The 18,980-nt window shown below is 66.8% G+C and carries 14 protein-coding genes; 2 read left to right on the forward strand and 12 right to left on the reverse strand.

The window, feature by feature from the left end; genetic code table 11:
- The first annotated feature begins 216 nt into the window (after positions 1-216).
- Both IP65_RS13765 and IP65_RS13770 read left to right on the forward strand, forming a co-directional pair.
- Positions 217-1,755, forward strand: coding sequence for a hypothetical protein (locus tag IP65_RS13765; protein WP_054132095.1), 1,539 nt, complete (start codon positions 217-219; stop codon positions 1,753-1,755).
- Positions 1,695-3,239, forward strand: coding sequence for a hypothetical protein (locus IP65_RS13770; RefSeq protein ID WP_054132096.1), 1,545 nt, complete (start codon positions 1,695-1,697; stop codon positions 3,237-3,239). The genes IP65_RS13765 and IP65_RS13770 overlap by 61 nt, the downstream gene beginning before the upstream one ends.
- Here IP65_RS13770 and IP65_RS13775 read toward each other — a convergent pair.
- The 12 genes from IP65_RS13775 to IP65_RS13825 form a co-directional block, all read right to left on the reverse strand.
- Positions 3,170-4,474: an APC family permease gene (locus IP65_RS13775; RefSeq protein WP_054132097.1), complete on the reverse strand. Its 1,305-nt coding sequence runs from the start codon at positions 4,472-4,474 to the stop codon at positions 3,170-3,172. The two genes, IP65_RS13770 and IP65_RS13775, sit on opposite strands and share 70 nt — an antisense overlap.
- Entirely contained in the window at positions 4,471-5,976 is a 1,506-nt protein-coding gene (locus IP65_RS13780; protein ID WP_054132098.1) for a S10 family peptidase, read from the reverse strand. Before IP65_RS13780 ends, IP65_RS13775 begins: the two co-directional genes overlap by 4 nt.
- Entirely contained in the window at positions 5,966-8,074 is a 2,109-nt protein-coding gene (locus tag IP65_RS13785; RefSeq protein WP_054132099.1) for an amidohydrolase family protein, read from the reverse strand. Before IP65_RS13785 ends, IP65_RS13780 begins: the two co-directional genes overlap by 11 nt.
- Positions 8,071-9,594 carry a S10 family peptidase gene (locus tag IP65_RS13790; RefSeq protein ID WP_022677513.1) on the reverse strand — a complete coding sequence of 508 codons (1,524 nt, stop codon included), beginning with the start codon at positions 9,592-9,594 and terminating at the stop codon, positions 8,071-8,073. The genes IP65_RS13785 and IP65_RS13790 overlap by 4 nt, the downstream gene beginning before the upstream one ends.
- Positions 9,595-9,622: 28 nt before the next feature.
- Entirely contained in the window at positions 9,623-11,380 is a 1,758-nt protein-coding gene (locus tag IP65_RS13795; RefSeq protein WP_054132100.1) for a peptidase M61, read from the reverse strand.
- Between the two features lie 24 nt (positions 11,381-11,404).
- Complete coding sequence (locus tag IP65_RS13800; protein ID WP_022677810.1) at positions 11,405-12,601, reverse strand: pyridoxal phosphate-dependent aminotransferase; 1,197 nt, start codon at positions 12,599-12,601, stop codon at positions 11,405-11,407.
- A 337-nt stretch (positions 12,602-12,938) separates the two neighbouring features.
- Entirely contained in the window at positions 12,939-13,370 is a 432-nt protein-coding gene (locus IP65_RS13805) for a lysozyme inhibitor LprI family protein (protein WP_022677811.1), read from the reverse strand.
- Between the two features lie 577 nt (positions 13,371-13,947).
- The gene (locus tag IP65_RS21380) at positions 13,948-14,130 is read right to left on the reverse strand and encodes a hypothetical protein (protein ID WP_148291817.1); all 183 of its coding nucleotides are present in this window, start codon (positions 14,128-14,130) and stop codon (positions 13,948-13,950) included.
- 104 nt (positions 14,131-14,234) lie between these two features.
- On the reverse strand, positions 14,235-14,768 hold the full coding sequence (locus IP65_RS21990; protein ID WP_231627718.1) for a c-type cytochrome: 534 nt from the start codon (positions 14,766-14,768) through the stop codon (positions 14,235-14,237).
- A 692-nt stretch (positions 14,769-15,460) separates the two neighbouring features.
- Complete coding sequence (locus IP65_RS13815; RefSeq protein WP_082350156.1) at positions 15,461-16,888, reverse strand: APC family permease; 1,428 nt, start codon at positions 16,886-16,888, stop codon at positions 15,461-15,463.
- Between the two features lie 130 nt (positions 16,889-17,018).
- Positions 17,019-17,810: a hypothetical protein gene (locus IP65_RS13820; protein WP_022677814.1), complete on the reverse strand. Its 792-nt coding sequence runs from the start codon at positions 17,808-17,810 to the stop codon at positions 17,019-17,021.
- A gap of 157 nt (positions 17,811-17,967) precedes the next feature.
- A complete protein-coding gene (locus IP65_RS13825; protein ID WP_148291819.1) occupies positions 17,968-18,870 on the reverse strand; it encodes a hypothetical protein in 903 nt (300 codons plus the stop codon).
- Positions 18,871-18,980 lie beyond the last annotated feature (110 nt).

An 18,980-nucleotide genomic window follows, 5' to 3' on the forward strand; every position in this document is an offset into this window, starting at 1 on the left:
GGATATGGCGTGGGCTGACCGGCTGCCGATTATATTTATGCGTGAAAGCGTGCTTGCGGGGTGTGAGCCGTGCCCTGGCCCCTGGCGCGATTCACCTGCATCGCTGGCACTTGCCGCATAATCTATGTCGCCCACGTCCAGGATGGGCGCGCGAAAGACACGCACTGCCCGGGCCGCTACGCTAGGCTGCGCAGCATCATCATAGCGAGCGCCGCGATGCCCCAGTTTCAAACCGTGCTTTCCATCCGGGCCCTGCTGCCCCTGGCTGCTGCCCTGACCATGGGCACGGCGCCGCGCCAGCCAGACCAGCTTGCCGTCACGCTGCGGCCCGACATGGCCGATGGCGCGGTGGCGGGGGTGGCCGTGGCGATGGACTTGCCCGCGCCGGCAGACGGCACGCTCTTGCTGGCAGCGCCGGTGGTCTATCCCGGTGCGCCGGGCGTGGCCGACCGGCTCAGCGGCCTGGCTGTTACCGACGCGCGGGGGCCAGTGCCCTTGGCCGTGAGCGAGGATGCGCCGGTCAAAGGCGGATTCCCATGGTATCGGCACTGGCGCGCCACCCGCACGGTGCAGGGGCAAGTGGCAATCCGCTATCGCGCCGCCGTGATGCCGGCGGGTGGGCCCGGCGGGCCGGCCTTTGGCCTGCGCGCGGTGGGCGGGGGCCTCGCTGCATCGGGCGGCGGGTTCCTGCTGCTGCCGGAAAACCGCGATGCGCTACCCGCGCGATTGCACTGGGATCTTTCGGCCATGGCCAAGGGCGCGAGCGCGGCGATCTCCTATGGCGCGGGCGACGTGGTGGTGCCCGGTGGCGCGCAGGCGCTGGCCGATAGCTGGTTCATGGCCGGGCCGCTGGGCCACTGGCCGGCGACCGGCACGCGCGACGGCTTTGCCGGGACCTGGCTGGGCCAGCCGGTGTTCGATGTGCCCACGGCGCTGGCGCGGGCCGGGGCGGCGCACCGCTATCTGCAAGGGTATTTCCCCCACCTGAAAGGCCAGCGCGCCTATCGCATCTTCGTGCAGTTCCGCGACGCGGCGCCCTATGGCGGTGGCACCGCGCTGGATCAGTCGTTCATGCTCTCGCGCGGTCCGCTGGCGCCGGGTGAACAGAGCGAAATGCCCAGTTCCCTGTTCTTTCACGAGATGATCCACCAGTGGACCGGTCAGATCGACGCACCCAGCGGCATTTCCAGCTGGTTTTCCGAAGGGCTGACCACCTTTTACGAAGACGATCTGCAATGGCGCGGCGGCTTTGAAAGCGCCGATGCCTATCTCGCGGCGGTCAACCAGCTGGCGCGGCGCTACTTCACCAGCAAGGCGCGCAACATGGCGGCGGCCGATGTGGTCAAGATCGGCTTTGGCGATGAAGAGGTGCGCCACATCGTCTATTACCGCGCGGCGATGTATTTCCACGATCTGGACGCGCGCATCCGCGCCCATAGCCAGGGCCAGCGCACGCTCGAAAGCGTGCTGTTCCCGCTGTTCCTGTCGCGCGAGCAGGGCGTGCGGTTCGATACCGAGGCCTGGCTGGCGGCGATCGTGCGCGAGCTGGGCGACGAGGGCGAGCGCGATCGCTTCAAGCGCCTGATCCTGGATGGCACGGACACGCTCGATCCGCTCCCCGATGCCTTTGGCCCGTGCTTTGCCCGCGTGGCGGCGCAGTGGGATACGCCCCATGGGCATGTCGATGGCTGGCAATGGCAACGAGCTGCGCCAGCGGGGCACCGGGCGGCGGCGCCTGCCGGGGCATGCCGGTGAATGCCGCGGCCCTGACGCTGGCGCCGCTTTTGCTGGCCGCTGCGCCCGCACTTGCGCCCGCACAGGATGGCCCGATTGCCCCGGCGACGAGCCATCACGCCTTGGCCACGCCCGCCGGGCGGCTGGACTATGACGCCGTGTTTGAGCAGCAGGTGCTGCGTGGGCCGGATGGGCAACCGGCGGCCACGATTTCCACGATCGCCTATCTGCGCAGCGGCACGGCCGATGCCATGCGGCCGGTGATCTTTGCGTTCAACGGCGGGCCAGGTGCTTCCTCCTCTCCGTTGCATATCGACGCCATGGGGCCGCGCCGGCGCGATGGCGCTGGCCTGGTCGACAACGCCGAGACCCCGCTCGATCGGGCCGACCTGGTATTCGTCGATCCGGTAGGCACCGGGTTCAGCCGCCCGCTCACGCCTGGCGGCGGTGCCCCGTTCTGGAGCGTGGCCGGTGATGCGCGCGCCATGGCCCAGGCGATCACCGGCTGGCTTACCGCGCATGGCCGCGCGGGTGCGCCGGTCATCGTGGTGGGGGAAAGCTATGGCGGCACCCGTGCGGCGGCGATGCTGCCCTTGCTCAAGGGCGTGAACCTGGCTGGGCTGGTCCTGCTGTCTCCCGCCCTGGCGATCGGGCCGCAGGGGGACAGCGAACTGGTCGAGGCACTGCCGGCCATGGCCGTGGCCGCAGCGGCCCATGGCAAGAGTGCGCTTGCCGGCCTTCCCCCGGCGCGCGTGGAAGCGCGCGCGGCTGCCTTTGCCGCTGGCCCCTATGCCCGCGCCCTGCTGGTGGGCAGCGCCCTGGCCCCGGCAGAGGAGGCCCGCGTGGCGATGCAGATGGCGCGGCTGATCGGCCTGCCACCCGCCACGATCCGCGCTGCACGCCTGCGGGTGGACGTGGAGATGTTTCGCGCCGCGCTGCTGGCCAGCAAGGGCCAGGTGGTGGGCCGGCTCGACAGTCGCATCGCCGCGCCGCGTCCGGCGCAGGTGGCCGGGCGGCCATCGGCGGCCAGCGATCCCGCGCTGGGGCTGGGCGCGAGCAATGTGATCGTGTCTGCCGCGCTGGGCGATTACCTGCGCCGCGAACTGGGTGTGCACACCACGCGCGACTATGTCTCGCTCACGCTGGACGTCAATTTCCAGTGGCGCTGGCCGCGCATGGAGGGGGCGGACGGGGATGAGGCCGATCGCCGCCCCGATCTGCTGGGCAACCTGGCCCAGGCCATGACCGACCATCCTGCCCTCGAGGTGACGCTGGTGGGGGGCTATTACGATATGGCCGTGCCGCTGATGGCGACGCGCGACGCGCTGCGCCATGCCTGGCTGCCGCGATCACGGGCGCGGCTGGTGGCCTTGCCGGCAGGGCATTCGGTCTTTGCCGATGCCCCCGGCCGCCGGGCCATGCGCGCGGTCATCGATCAGCTCCTGCGCGCGAACGCGAACCACCAGGCCAGCCCCAGGACCAGCCAGCCGCCCACCAGCAGATAGGGGCGCGGATCGGCTTCCACGCCAAACGCCGCAATGGCCAGCGCCGCCACCACGCCGGCCAGGCCGATCAGCGTGACCGTGGCCGGCGCCATGCCCAGCGCCGCGCGGGCATGGATTTCGGGGTGATGGCGGGCAACCACCGTGGCCGACCACGAACAGGCCGCGTATTTGAGCATGGTCGGCAGATTGACCGCGAGCAGCAGGAACACCAGGCTTTGCGGCAGGAGCATGCCGGCCATGGCACAGGCCCAGGCCAGCAGGACGGCCACGTGGGGCGTGGCAAAGCGCGGGTGGACGCGGCCAAGTGCGGTGGGCAGCGCGCCGCTGCGCCCCATGGCAAAGAGGCTGCGCGAAAAGGTCAGCGCCAGCGCGTTCATCGACTTGACGATGGAGAGCGTGGCGGCGCCCACGATCAGTATCGTGGCGGCCGGGCTGCCCATTACCACGCGCGCGGCGTCGAGCAGCGGCGCCTTGCTGGCGGCCAATCCGGCCGGGCCGACCAGGCCCAGCGCCGTGGCCGCCACGGCGCCATAGACCAGCGCCGTCAGCGCAATCGCCAGCGCGATGCCCAAGGGCATGGTGCGGGCGGGATTGCGCACTTCTTCGCCGATTTCCACCGCGCTTTCGATGCCCAGGAACAGGCTGATCATCAGCGGCACGGCAGCAAGCACCTGGGGCAGCGGCACCGAGAGCGGCGCGCCCATCGTGGCCACGCGCACATGCGGCAGGCCAAGCGCGACCAGCAGCGCCAGCACCACCAGCAGCAGGGCCATGAGCGCGGTCTGCGCCTTGGCCGCCAGGGCAACGCCGCGATAGTTGAGCGCAAAGACCAGCGTGATCAGTGCCGCCATGGCAGGCAGGGGCGGCAGCGGCACGACCATGCCGAGATAGCCGACCAGTACCTGGCTCAGGATCGCCATGGCGCCGACGTTGGCCACGATGCGCATCCAGGCGATGAGAAAGCCCACCGCCGGGTGGATGAAGCGGCGCGGCCATTCATACGATGCGCCCGATACCGGCAGGGCCGAACCGAGATAGGCATAGGCCAGGGCAAAGATCAGCATCGGCAACGCGGCCAGGCCGATCGCCGGCAACAGGCCCGCCCCGGCGACTTGCGCGGTCGGTCCCAGGATCGTGAAGATCGAGACCCCGATCGCGGTGCCCGCGCCAAACGTGACGACACCGACCAGGCCCACCGATTTGCCGAGCTGGATCGGGGTTGCCGGCGCGCTCATCGCAGGCTGCCCGTGATGAAGGCGCGCAAGTCTGCAGCCAGGGCCTGCCGAGCATCGCGGCCCAGATAGGCCATGTGCCCGGCGGGATAGGTGCGGAAAGCGACGCGGTCTGCCGGCGCACCCGAATGGGCCATGGTATCGCTTGCCGTCCCCAGTGGCGTGACAAGATCATAGAGCCCGGTGCCGACCAGGACGCGCAGCGCCGGGTTGCGGTTCATCGCCGTGGCAAGATCGGTGGCATAGTTGCTGGGCGATGACCCATAATCCCACGCCCCGTTCACATCGCGAAAGGCAATCGCCTTGTAGGGCTGGGGCAGGTCGATCTTGAGCGTGTCGCGGGCATAGGCGTCCCACGCGGCGACAAAGCCCGGCACATATTGCGCCATGGCCGGGTCATCGGCCACCGGGTCTGGCCCGGCGGCGGCGAGCGGCAGGGTGAAACGCGCATCATAGAGCCCGGTGCGCCGTCCCTCGGACGCCAGCAGCAGGCGGGCAAAGGCCGCGCCCGACAGGCGCAGGTCGTTGGCCAGGATCGTTTCGGCGGGCAGGCCGACAAGGCGCGCCATGGCGTGTGCCACGGCGGCGCGGCGCGCGGGATCGAGGCGCGACCCGGCATGCAGCGCGCCGAGATAGGTGTCATCGACAAAGGCCTGCGCCGCATCGACCTGGCCCTGCGGGGTGCAGCCAGGCGCCACCTTGTGGAAATGGCATGCCGTGGCCGCCAGGCTGGGCAGAATGCCAAGATAGCCGCGATCGTCGCCCGCCGCGCCATGGGCCATGTCCATCGCCTGGCCCAGCAGGATCACGCCGTTCAAGCTGATGCCGTCCATCTGCCCGGTCTGGGTGGGGCCGCCGGCCAAGAGCCGCGCCACCACCGCCGCACGCACCGTGCCATAGCTTTCCGACAGGATGTATTTGGGCGCGTTCATCCGGCCATGGCGGGCCAGCCACTGTTCCATCACCTGCACCGTGGCCACCGCATCCTGCTCCACGCCATAGAACATGGCCGGGGTGCCATCGGCCAGGATGCGGCTGTAACCGGTGCCGGGCGGATCGATCAGCACCAGGTCTGCCACGTCGAGCGGGCTGTCGGCATTGGCCACGGTGTGGAACGGAGCAGTGGTCTGGGGATGATCGGGATCGTCGAAATCGATGCGCTGCGGGCCCAGCAGGCCCATGTGCAACCACAGCGAAGCCGAGCCGGGCCCGCCGTTGAACACGAACAGCACGGGCCGGCTGGCATCGGGTTTTGCGGTCTTCCCGCCGGCTTTCAGATAGCTGGTGGCAAAGACGCTGGCGGCCGCCTTGCCATCGGGGCTGCGCAGGATGAATTCCTCTTCCGCCGCCACATAGGCCATGCGCGTGGTGCCGAAGGTGCCCTGGCCCTTGGTGATGAAAGCGCGTGGGCCGGCGTCCTGAGCCTGCGCGGGCAGCGGGGCGGCGAGCGGGGCGAGCGGGGCGAGCGCCAGGGCAGCGGCCAGGATCAGACGGTCAATCGGCATGGTCGGCAATCTCGTATCCAAAGGCGGACCGGGCGGTGAGCCCGGCGTCCTGGCTGGCCAGGGCTTCCTTGGCGGGGTGAAGCGGCGGTGGCGTGGTGAACGGGGCAATGCCCAGCGCGGTGTAAATCTCGCTTGGGAAATAGGCGACCCCGCCGCGCAGCACCAGGCGCGGGCGGCGGATGGCGGCGATGTCTTCCACCGGATTACCCGGCACCAGCACCAGATCGGCCAGCTTGCCCCGCGCGATCGTGCCCAGTTGCCCCTCGCGCCCGAAAAAGCGCTCGGCATCCAGCGTGCCCGTGCGCAGCGCCTCTGCTGGGGTAAGGCCGGCCTGCACATAAAGCTCCAGCTCGCGCTGCACGGCAAAGCCGGTCGCTTCATCAGTCCCAGGCAACAGGACGATCCCGGCGCGGTGCAACATGCCGATGGTTTCCAGCACTTTGGCAAAGCCACTGTGATAGGCGGCATCGGTGGCGGCATCGGGCACGCTGACGAACGAACGCTTGCGATAGCGCTGGAAGCCGATCGGCATGTGGCCGAGGAAATCCTCCTGCCCCGGCGGGACATGCCCGGCGCGGCTGAGCATCAACTGTTCCAGGATCGAGGCGGTGGTATCGAGCGCGACATAATGCTGCTGCATCAGCCCCACGGTATGCTGCACGGCGGGCGCGGCAAGATCGAGGCTGCCGGCGCGGGCCATGGCTGTCAGGCGCAGGGGCGTGCGGCTGTCTTCGCCCGGCCGCAAGATCCAGCCGAGCATCAGCTGGTTGACATGGGCAATGGAATCATAGCCATCGGCAATCACCCGGTCGGGCGTGTCGAACGCTGGGACATGGCCGGTCACTTTCAGGCCGAGGCGGTGTGCCTCTGCCGCGATCGGCGCCACCCAATCGGGGTTCATCGAGTTGTAGATCTTGATTTCGGCATAGCCGCGCGCCGCGTACCAACGCACGTCCTTGAGTGCTTCGTCCACGCTGACGGGAATGAAGCCGAAGCGCGCCGAATAGGGGCTGCGCCCCTCGATAAAGCCATTGGGCACGATGCGCGGCCAGGCCACCTGCCCGGCATCGACGCGGGTGATCAGGTCTTGCAGGAAGGCATTGTCGTTGCCCATGTCGCGCGTGGCGGTAACGCCAGCGGCCAGATAGAGCAGGCCGGAGGGCAGCGTGGCATGCGAATGCATGTCGTGCAGCCCGGGATAGACCGTGCCGCCCTGGCCATCGATCACCGTCTCGTCGGCGGGATCAGGCGCGCCTGGGTCTTCGGGCAAGACCTGGGTGATCGTGTCGCGCATCACCACCACGGTCGACAGGGCAGAGCGGGTGCCGCTGACCGGATCGAACACATGCACGTTGCGGATGCGCAGCGGCGTGGCAAAGCGGTGCGCCAGTTGCTGTTGCAGGGCCAGCGCGCGCGCCGTTTCCAGCTCGGTCGCCAGCTTGGCGAGCATCGGCACTTGCGCCTCATGGCCGGCGCGGATCGTGGTGCCATCGGCGCCGGGGCCGAACACGCCGGCCAACTGCCCAGCCTGGTCGAGCAGGACATAGCCGGGGTTGAGCTGCACTCCGGTGATGCGCCAGGCAGTGACCGGCAGGGCCGCCTTGCCACTGCCCAGCGCGAACGTGCGCACCGCCTGCGCGCAGACCCGGCCCGAGGGCAGCACGGCCAGGCAATGGTCTGGCCGCCCCATCGCCGCGCGGGCATAGAGCGCCAGGGCATAGGGGCTGTCATCGTTGGCGATATAGAGCGGCGGGCGGGCAAAGGCCTGGCTGCCGGCGTCGGCCTGGCTTTTCCAGCGCGCCACCTGCCCGGCGTAGGCATAGCTTTCATCCACCGTGCCGCCCATCAGCGAGGTGCCATGGATCGTCCAGCTGGTTGGCACGCCCGAGGGATCGAGCACCAGCTCCTCGTGATGCTTGGGCCCGCGGCCATTGTCGTCCACGCGGTAGTCCACGGCCACGCGGTTGCCCTGGGTGTGGATCTTGAGCGAGCCGACGGTTTCGCCGTTGGAGACGATGACGAGGTTCTCGTCCGCCGCTTGCGCCGCATGTGGCGCCGCTGCGAGAGCGAGGGCGAGCGGGAGCAGGGCGCGGCTCATCGCGGCGCCTGCCCGGTTTGAGCAGGAGCAGTCTTGCTGATCAGCATGCGGATGTCATTCCCCAGGGCCTGGGCCGTGGCTGCCACCGAATAGCCGGTGTGGCCCCCGTCGTAATAGCGCAAGGTCACGCGCTGCGGGTCCCAGCCCGATTGCGTGGCGAGCAGCTCGGCCCCGCCCATCGTGGTCTGGGTATCGTAATAGCCGTTGGCGACCAGCACCTGGAAGCGCGGGTTGGCCGCCATCATCGCGGTGATGCCCTGGTAATAGGGCCAATCGGCAAAGGGACTGGTGCCCGATCCCCAGCCCCACTGGTCAAACCCTTCGACGGGAGCGGACAGGACATAGGGCTGCGTTTCCGCCACTTTGAGTTCGTCGTGGCGGTAGCGCTCGAACAGGCGGGCCAGGGTATCGGTAATTGCTTCCGACGCATCGGGCGCGCCGCCCTGCGCGGGCGCGGCCATGGTATAGCGCGCGTCCATGCGGCCCAGCACGAGGCCCTTGTCCTTGAGCAGTTCGACGCGATAGCGTTCCTTGGATATGCGCAAGTCGTGCGCCAGGTACCAGGCGGCCGGGATGCCGGTGAACGCGGCCAGCCGCGCGGCAACACGGGCGCGATCGGCCAGCGGCGCGCCGCTGCCCTGATAGAGCACGGTCAGGTAATCGCCTTTGGCAAAGGCGCGCGCGGCGGCGAGGAAAGCGGGCAGGTCCATGCCCCGGAATGCCGGGTCCTGCCGATCGGCCCGGCCATGATACCACGCGATCGCCGCCAGGGTGGGCAGCGAGGCGACATAGCTGGTGACATTGGCGGGGCGCTGGGCATATTCGATGATATTGGCCGCCTGGCCATAGAGCACCACGCCGGCCAGCGGCAGCGGATCGGGGCCCTGCGCCAATTGCCGCGCGATTTCGCAGGCGCGGTTGGTGCCATAGCTTTCGCCCAGCACATAGACCGGCGCGCCGGTTCGCCCGTGGGCGGCCAGCCAGGCGCGGATGAATGCGGCAACTTGCGCAGCATCGGCGCGCACCGACCAGAACGCATGGGGATCGGTACCCGGCGCCACGGTGCTGAACCCGGTGGACGCGGGATCGACGAAGACCAGGTCTGCGGCGTCGAGTGGCGAAGCGGGATTGTCTGCCAGGGTGACTTTGGCCGGATCGGCGGCGATGTCATCGGGGAAAGTGGCGCGGCGTGGGCCGAGGCCGCCGACGTGGACATAGGCCGAGGCCACGATCGGCCCGCCGTTGAACGCGAACAGCACCGGCCGCGTGGCAGGGTTGGCGCCATCGCGCAGATAGGCAAAGCTGACAAGGCGGGCCGCGCCATCCACGGTCTTCACCTCGGTCGCCTCCACCTGCGCGGTATAGGCCAGGGTCTGCCCGCCGAACGTGCCCTTGTGGTGGGTGATCACCGGCGCTGCCAGCGCGTGCCGGGCGGTTTGCGCGGGTGCCGGTGAAGCCGGCTGGGCGTGCAACGGCGCAGCGGCGCTTGCCAGGATGAGGGGAAGCAGCAGGGCGCGCATCGGGACAACCTTTCGCAAAGGGCGCATCTCAAAGAGCACAGGCAGTGCCGGGGGAAACCGGCACGCGCCGCCACTGCCAGGCATCGACGGTTTCGCCGCGTGGCAGGTAAGTGACGGTAAAGACACGGCCATCGCGGCGCAGGCGCAGGGTCAACTCTTGCGTTTGCTCGCCCTGGATGCCGTCCTGCGGCACCGGATCGACGATCTCGTCGCCATCGCGCACACCGGCCAGCGCAGCGGCAGAGCCGGTCACCAGGCCACGCACCACCCGCTTGGGCTCGGCGAGAACGTCCGTTGCAAAGCCCAGCTCATAGCGGCGCAGGCGGGTGGTGGTGCGGGCAAAGCACGGGCCAAAGGCGTCGGACGCCGGCAGCGGCACAGCGCCGTCCAGGAACGCGCGAAAATCGGCCACGCCTTGCGGCCCCAGGTGCTGGACCAACTGGTCTTCCCAATCAGCGTTGGCGAGGGCCGCGCCGGCCTTTTGCCGGGCCAGCAGGGCAAGGACGAGCGTGTCGAGATTTTCGCGCCCGCCGCTTTTCTGGCGCAAGGCGTGATCCACCGTGGCGAAATAGAGCATGCCGCGGTCATAGGGCAGGGTGCGGATGCGGGTATCGGCCCAGAACCGCGCCGGCACTTGCGCATTGGGCACGCTGGCCATGGCGCTGGTGTAATAGCGCGCCGCCGTCCAGTTCAGATCGTGCAGGAACGCATCGGCATCGATCATGCCAAAGCGGAACGGCAGGCGCGCTTGGTAGAACGTGGCCAGTCCTTCGCCGAACCACGCGGATTCAAGGCCGCCGGGCCGGGTGACATAGGGCTGGAACGTGTGGAACATTTCGTGCGCCAGCGTGATGCGGATGCTGGCCAGGTCCGCGCCGCGCCCCGTGCCGAACGTGGTGACGAACGCATGGTGGAGGCCCACTCCGCCGCCCGCGTTGATCGGGTTGTAGCGCAGGAACACGCCATAGGGCGCGGGCCGGGTCTGCCCGAACATCTGCCGGTAATGGCCATGGAGCGCACCGGTCCACGCCAGCAAGGCGCCGGCATCGAAGGCCGGGCGGCCTTGCCAGGCGCCGAAAAAGCCATCTTGCGCGTGACCCGCCGGCCAGGTGCCGATCGGACCGGCCATGAAGAAGCTCTGCCGCAGGGCGCTGGCGTCGAGTGGTTCTGCCGCCGTGACCGTTCCTGCGCCCAGCGAGCTGACGCCGCGGCTGCCCTTGGGCGCGCCCGACAGATCAAAGCCGAACGTGGCGCGCCAGCGCGTGGTGCCGGGGGGCAGCAGCAGGAAAACCTGCCCGGCGGCGGAAACCGCGCCACCATCGGCGCTGAACGCAAAGGGCGGGGCGGGGCCGCGCGGTGGCAGGCTGGCCTGGGCAGGCAGGCGGTACGAGACGACGAGGGTGCCCCGGACCGCGCGCGGCGCCAGCCATTCCCGCCCTGGCCCGCCGCTCACCGCATCGCCATCGGCGCTGTCGGCCAGCACCGCATCGCGTGGACGCAAGAGCAGCGGCCCGGCCGCGTCGCGTGCGTGCAGCGGGCCAAGCAGGCTGGCCACGGTATCCACATTGCTGGCCACCAGCGGCAATTGCAACACCGGCGCACCAGCCTTGGCAGTCAGGCCGGACAGGCGCAGCGTAATCTCCACCGTGCCCACGCGGTCTCGGTCGGCCACATCGGCGCGCGGGGCAAAGGTGACCGTCAACGCGGGCGGAGTGGCGCGAGCCGGTGCAGGCAGCAGCACGGCTGCGGCCAGCAACGCGGCCAGGGAATGGGGCAATCGCGGCATTGGCAGAAATCCCCTGTTGCGTGGTCAGATTGCCAAGCGGTTGCCTGCTGCCTGGCGCAGGGCCGCTTCCAGCGCGGCAAGGCCGGCGTCAAGTTCGGCATCGGGCAGGCAGAAGCCGATACGGATGTGTCCGGGCTGGCCAAAGAATTCGCCCGGCGCCACGATCACCCCGCTTTGCGCGATCAGCATTTCGGAAAAGGCGCGGGTATCGGCAATGCCGGGCAAAGCGGGAAAGCAGATGCAGCCGGCATCGGGCAATTCACCCGCCATCAGTCCGGCATCCACCATGCGGGCAAACCACGCGGCAAAGCGGGGTCGCGCGCGCGCCACATGGCTGCGCCAGTGATCGGCAAAGGCGTCGGCGCGCAGCATCACTTCGGCAGCGACCGCGTGCGACAGGGTCGAAACCCCGAATTCGGCGCGCGCGGCATAGTCGCGCAGGGTGGCCATCACGCCGGGCGCACCCACGATCCAGCCACAGCGCAACACGCCCAGGCCGAAAATCTTGGTCAGGCTCGACAGGCTGATCACCGCCGGCGAAAGCGCGCAGGCCGGGCCGGGGCGGCTGGCCTTGTCGGCATAGTCGCCATAGACTTCGTCCACCACCAGCAGCACGCCGCGTGCCTGTGCCAGGTGGGCAAGCGCGACCAGGGTATCGCGCGGGATGCCCATGCCCGAGGGATTGTGCAGGTCAGACACCACGATCAGCCGCGTTTCCGGGCGAAGCGCGGCGGCAACCTGGTCCACGTCGATGCCGAAATGCGGGGCGGGGCGCGTGAACGTATCCACGCCAATCCCCTGCACTTGCGCTGCGCCGGCAAACAGATCGAAACCCGGCACTTCCACCAGCACGCGATCACCAGGCCGGAGCAGCGCGCGATAGAGCAGGGTGAGGCCGCCGGTGGCGCCGGTGGTGCACAGCACCTGGTCGATATCGACGCCATGGCTTTGCGCCAGCATCGCGCGCACGAACGGATTGCCGTCACCAAAGGCGCTGACATAGCGCGGTGAAAAATCGGGTTCGACTGTGGCCAGAACGGCCTGGCGCAGCAAGGCGCGCGGTTCGGGCACCGCGCTTTCAAACAGGCTCACGATCGGGCGCGGCGCCTGGCGTGCCAGCGCCACGGCGGCGGCAACCCATTGGGCATAAGCCATCGGCGCGGGGGCGATGGGCGGGGTGGCCAGATCGGGCGTGGCATCAGGCAGGGCGGTGCAGGTCATTGCGCCGATCCTATCGGGCAGGCGTTGCGCTTGTTATGCGATCTGTGCCCGCCGCGCGGGCGCCAGCGCATAATCCTTGTTGCCAGGGCGGCAAAGCCGGTCAATGCCGCCAATGCAAGTGCCGCGTAAGGCAGGCGTGGCGCTGGCCAAGATGGATCGCGGCAGAAGCGCGCGCTCACCTGGCGCCAGGCGAAACGGCGCGACGCCGGGCTGCTGGGTGATCGCGAAACGTTGCGGCTCGATGCCGAACGATGGGGCTGTTCGCGTTAGGCGCGGCCTTTGTAACCGCCATTTTTCTCTGCCACCTCGCGGGCGGCATGATCACCGCGTTAACGGCCTACTCGTCGATCCTGAAAATGCGCAGTTGCGCTTCCAGTTCGATCGCGCGTTGCCTGACGATCGCCGTGTGGTCGGCGGCCTGCATCGGCACGTACATCGTGCCCTGTCGCGTTGCAAACAGTGCGTTGCTTGCCTGGATATGCGCGTCACGAAAGCGCAGCCACGCGCGCTGCGCCTCGCGCAGTTTACCCGCCGCGTCGTTGGGCAAGGCGTGCAACAGCGCGCGGTAGGCCGCGCCCATGCGCTTGTCGTAGGCGTCGCGGGCAGCGACCTCGCAGCCGACCTGGCCGGCCGTGGATCCGTTGCTCGCGCCATCCAGGCAGCGCCGCGGCTCGGTTTCGGTCTTGTCCGCGCGCTCCACGGCGTGGGCAGAGGCAGCGTATGGTGTGGCAACGAAAACGGCCAGGTGCGCGATTTGGCGAATCTCCATCAAGGCCTCTCCTCTCGATTGCGGCCTAACCTCTAGCTTTCCAGATGCCCACTGATCGAGGCATTTGCTGCGGTTCGAACGCGATAGGGAGTGTAAACCGTTCCAGACCTGCTTGCCCGCCGGCTGTTGGTCTTCGCATCGCAAAAAGGGTGCTCAAACGCACGTTGCCCCGCCGAATGGCAGAGGCCAATACCTATCAGGATACCCGTATGGCTTTCGATTGGTGCCGAACGCGCCAGAATAGCGCCGCGCGAAAATCGCGGAGAAACTGGCCGATGCCAGCCATTCAGCGCATGCGCAGGGAGATTTGCAAGAGAGAAAGTAGCGCCAGGAGAGGACTCCCATTCACGCCCATTTATGCCTGAATTCCGCCACTTTTTGTGAGGATCTTCTGCTTGATGCCCTAAGCGATACCCTCAGAAATTATCTTGGGCAGGTTCGAGTTCTTGATGCTGCCGAATCGCCCTGCCGATCGCGTCTTTGCTGCTGTCCTGCTAACGCCTGTGCGCCTCTTACTCCACCCGAACCATCGGAGCACTTCATCAGTACTGCGTGGAGCGAGACCAGCGGTGAATGCTCAATTACGCGGGGATGATAGAGCGCGGTAGCGATCACCGGCTGGATCGAGGTGCTTGGCATCGGGTGAAAGCGAATTGTAGTAGTGGTATTGGCTTCGGCCGATGTCATGCCTAGCGCCACCAACCATGCGCTCTGCGCGATCGCGCACCTCAGGCGAAAATTTGTTCCGGGTCTTGCTCATAACGAAAGCTCCTTTTCACAAACAGGAGCCTTCGGAAAAGCCAGTGCGGTCCAGTTCGTGCTCGCTGCCTGGCAGCACGACTGTGACCACACCGACATTACGGCCTAGGGCTGTAGTGAGGCAAGGTAGGCGGAAACGTCCCTGACGTCTGCTGCGGACAATCCCCGGGCAACTACCTTCATGGGCGCAACCCCCGGATTGGCACGTGCTCCGGTCCGCATATCCCACAACGTACGCGCGACATAGCCGGCTGGCCGTCCGGCGATAGGCGGCGTCATGCCTATGCCCTCCAGGCGTTCGCCGTGACAGCTCTGGCACGGCATCCCCCCGCCACCGCCGGTCATGACGATGCGTCTCCCGCTGTCGATTGCCCCCAACGGGGCATAATCGGTCATCACCACATGATCGTCGTCGATCATCATGCGTCGCAGGTCACTGGACAATTCGACAACGCGGTTGCCGATCGGCTCGGTTCCTCTGCCCGGAGCGACATTGAGCCAGCCATATTTGTCGGGATAGGTCTGCGGCGCCGTAGTGCTCTCGACGACTTTTACCCAGCGCGACCTCGGCAGTTGCGAAAAGTATGTCGCCGCCTGTCTGAGTTCCGTCGGCGAGACCGCTTTTGCTACCTTGATCATCTCGGCCGTGCTGGGCTGCCCGCGTGCGGCTGACCGGCGATCGCCGTTTCGAAACGCCATGACTTGCTCGATGATATAATCGGCTGGGAGGCCGGCCAGATCCGCAGAGGCGGGAAAGCCTGCCCCGTTCAACAAATGGCATTCTGCGCATGGCGTGAGCCCGGCCCGTCCGGGACCGCCTACGACCGCTGGAGCCGGCGGGTGATCCTGTGGGTGCCAGTCGATCGGCCTTGGCGCTGCTTCCATCTGCGCGCGGGATAAGACGAGCGGGCTGCCGGGCACGCGAAACGGCCCCCTCCCCAGCGGCTGTCCGTAGGTCGACGTCGGACCGTGCGGATAGGCCCATGCCAACGCCGATATCGGGTCAGCATCGCGTTGGCATGCCGATACCAAGATCAAGAGTGCGGCGGCCAAAACTCCCGGTCGAGCTCGCTGCCGAGTCTTGCGCATCGCCATGCTCATTTCGCCCCGTACCGTTGCGCAATCATAACAAGCCTGCGCAGGTTGATAAGTCGCGCGTATTCGCGGGATCTAGGCGATGTGGAATTTGTCCACGCCGCCTAGGTAATGGTAGGTCTTTCTACGACGTCTCACTGCCGCTCGTAAACGAGCATGACTTTTTTGGCGGGTGCAAAGCGATCGCCTGATCGTTGAGCCTTCCGCATGATTTCGGCTTGATCATTCTTTCATTGCTATGAGACCGCAGCGCGCTCGCGCCCACGCCGCGCTGAGGAGAGCATAAGTGCGACGATGCCGCCAGCCCCCGCTATCAGCAGCCCAAGGCACGTGCTGCGCACGTCGGACAGCGCGATCATCAGCAGGATTGCCAGGTCCATGAACAGGGCGAGCGCTGGCAGAAACGGGTAGCCTATCGCGCGGTAGGGCCGGTTCAGCTCTGGCTCGCGCCGCCGCAGCTGAAAGAACGCCAGGTCCATCGCGGCGGTTACTGCCAGCGCCAAAGTCCCCATCAGCATGAAGATTGTCTCGTATCGCCCGGTAAGCACCAACAGGACAGCGACCCCAGCGAATGCCAACAACGCAAGATCCGGCGTGCCGCCAGCGTTGACGCTGGTCAGGAAACGCGGGGCGTAGGATGCCTTGCCCAGCGCGAACAGGACGCGCGTGCCGGGCATGATCCCGCTGTTCATGCAGACGACCAGCGTGGCGAACGCCACAGCCGACAAGATTCTGATACCCGTTGTACCCAGGGCGCTGCCAAGCGCCAGTTGCGCCGGGAATGCTGCGCCCGAAAGCTTCGCCAACGGCAGGGCGTGGCCAAGGCCCAGCAGCATGCCGACGTACAGCGCGCCAAAGGCAATGACCGACCAGCCTAGCGCGCGCGGCACGGTACGGCCGGGATCGGCGGTTTCTTCGGCGAAATAGGCGGCGTTGTTCCAACCGACATAGGTGCCGTAGACCAGCTGATAGCCGATGATCAGTCCCCCGGCGGTCCAGATCGGGGCCTTCGCCGGCACCAATGCTGCCACTGGCGCTGCGGTCGGGGCAACAACGAACAACAGGACAATGATTCCGATGACCAACGCCGCCTGAACCAGACTGGCCGTCATCTGCGTCCTTTCGCCAGCCACGACACCGCGCCAATTGATCAGTGAGAAAACGATCAGCAGAATCGCCGCGCTTAGCCTCGGGTCCGGCGCGATGATCGGCCATACAATCGCCAGAAAGATCGGCGCCCCCGCCGCAGCCTGCGCGGTGCCGGCGATACAGCTTAGCGCGTCCGTCCAGCCGATCACCATGGCGGCCGTGTCGCCAAATGCCCGACGTGCGACGACGACGCTGCCGCCCGACAAGCCGATGGCAGTCGACACTTCTGCCCATAGATTTGCCGACAGCAGTGACTGCGCCCCCACCGCGACGATCAGCAACACGGCAAGACGGACACTGCCGGTCTGCGCAATCACATTGCCTGGGCTGCGAAAGATGCCGCTACCGACCATATTGCCGAGCCCGACAGCGAGCGCGAACGCGGTCCCGAGCACGCGAAGCAGGCCCGATGAGGTTTTCACAGAGTACACCAGATCACCCCCCAGGGCTGGGCCTGATTTGCGAACCAGGTCGCGGACCAACCGCTTGTTGACGCATCGCTTAATCCTGCGCATTCGATGCGATCCGGCCTGCGCATGTCAGCCCTCGCGGTGTCGTCAGTTCATCTTGGTGATAGGGGCGGAGGCGAGCTGCCACTTGCCGCCGCGGCAACAATGACGATCCTCATTGTGCGACCCCTTCTGGTCAGCTCTTGTGCGCGGTCAGACGGTCGACAGAGCCGAGCAGTTTGTTGTCATTGCTGATTGCCAGCGTCTTGCCGTCTGCGAGCACGGTCAGCGTGCGTACGATCCCGATCTGCCCCTGGCGCCGAAACGTCTCGATCAGCGTGCGGGGGCCATCGCGTGTCACCGACACCTCTCCGGGTATGTCCGTGCCGGATATCGGCACGAACCCGCCGCCGATCGTCGCTGCGAAGGATTGGCCGGTGGAGTTACGCTGGGACATGACGTTGCCGTTGACGGTGATAGTGAAGCGGGTCTTTTCCGCGCTCGGATCGGCGATTGTGGTGGTGCGCCATGCGCCCGATGTCAGATGTGCGGCGGGATCCGCAGTCCCCGTGCGAACCTGGACTCCGGTCTCTTTGGTCGTCTTCCCGCTGGTGGCGCCGCCAATGACGACGGTGTAGGTCAGCGTCGCGCCATCGGGTGAGGCAACGTCGGTTTCATCGTGCACCACCCGGCCACGGAGGCGCTCGACCATCCGCATGGTGCGTGGGTCGATGATCGTTACCGATGCTTCGTCAAGGCTGGTCTGGCGGGCCACCGGATGAAACGCACCATCCGCAGGGATCGTGTATGACGGGACACAGCTGTCGCAGGTGAATTGCCCGTCCTTGACCGTCACCGTGAACGGCTTGTTCGAAAGCTGCGCCGACGAAAGATCGAGTACCCACTCGCCGTTGAAAACGCTCTGCTCCGCAGCAGACGTGCTCGACGCCGCACAGAGGAGCGCGACTGCTGAAAGGAAGTGCTTCATAGAGCCCCCACCGAGTTAATTGCGTCAGGATAAGCTTGCGCGGCCGGATGAGCGCTCGACGCGATTAACGACGTCGTCTTTCTGTGGCCTGCCCAAGCGATATCCCAGCGGCGTGATTTCGGTGATGGAACATTTTTGATCAGCTCGTGATCGAGGTTCAGGCGGCGATGCCGTCGCGATCTACGTTCTTCTGGTCGCTAACGTCGCGGAATGTGCGGGCAACGGCTCCGAGATAGACGATCATCTTCGTGGCGAAGACCCACTCGATCATGTCCTGGCCGGCGTCGGTAAAAGTTACCGCTCCGTCGTTTAGTTCGATCAGCTGTGCCTCTACGGCGGATTGGAAAAGACGCCGGATATGGGGGCGGGATACATGAAAGCGCCGCGCTGCCGTAGCAACTGCAAAAGGGATCGAACCGGTCGGCGGGAAGCTATCGCCCGGCGCTTCGCTCACAAGCTGGTTGAGGATTTGGGCTCCGGCGTGACGATGCGAGAAAACCTGGAAGTAGTTGTCCACGTCGTGTCCCTGCGCGCTGCTGTCCAGAAACCCTTGCGTCAAGTGCCGCACCAAGGCGTGAAAGGTGCGGGGATCGTCCAAGGCGCCAGCCACCTGCTTTGCTGCCGGTGCAATCCAAGCGGTCGCCTCGACAACCTGACGAAGATGAGCGGTGTAGGTATTCAGGAATTTGTCGGTCGGGAGGTAAACGGCCGGGGAATGCGAGGGACGTGCCGGCCTCACTTCGATAAACCGAAGATAGCCCATGTAGATAAGAAGCAAGCGCGCCCGGCCGGGGCTAGCGAGCCCAAGCTGTGTCATCAACTCCTTCAAGCGCGGCAGGGTTATGCCGCCCGAAACGTGAAGCATCGCCGTGCACAAAGCGGCGACCTTGCGACCTGCATCCTTGAGTATGCCGGCGATAGCGGGGTCGGCGTCAGCGCTTTCGAGCATTGCCCGTGCTAGCCAGCGGATGGCGCTGGGATAGCCTGGATTGGCGCGTAGACGCACATAACTTTCCAGCGGAATGATCGCGCCGGTATCCCAGGACAGCAAGTCCGTCATTTGATCCTCTAGCGCTCAGACTCGATCAGGGCGATCGGCTTTAGATGTAGTCGGCGCTCTGATCATCAGAGAGATACCCGAAAACGCGGAATTCGCTGGGAGTTTTCTCG

Origin of the sequence: Novosphingobium sp. AAP1, assembly GCF_001295765.1 — a bacterium.
Classification (GTDB): Bacteria; Pseudomonadota; Alphaproteobacteria; order Sphingomonadales; family Sphingomonadaceae; genus Novosphingobium; species Novosphingobium capsulatum.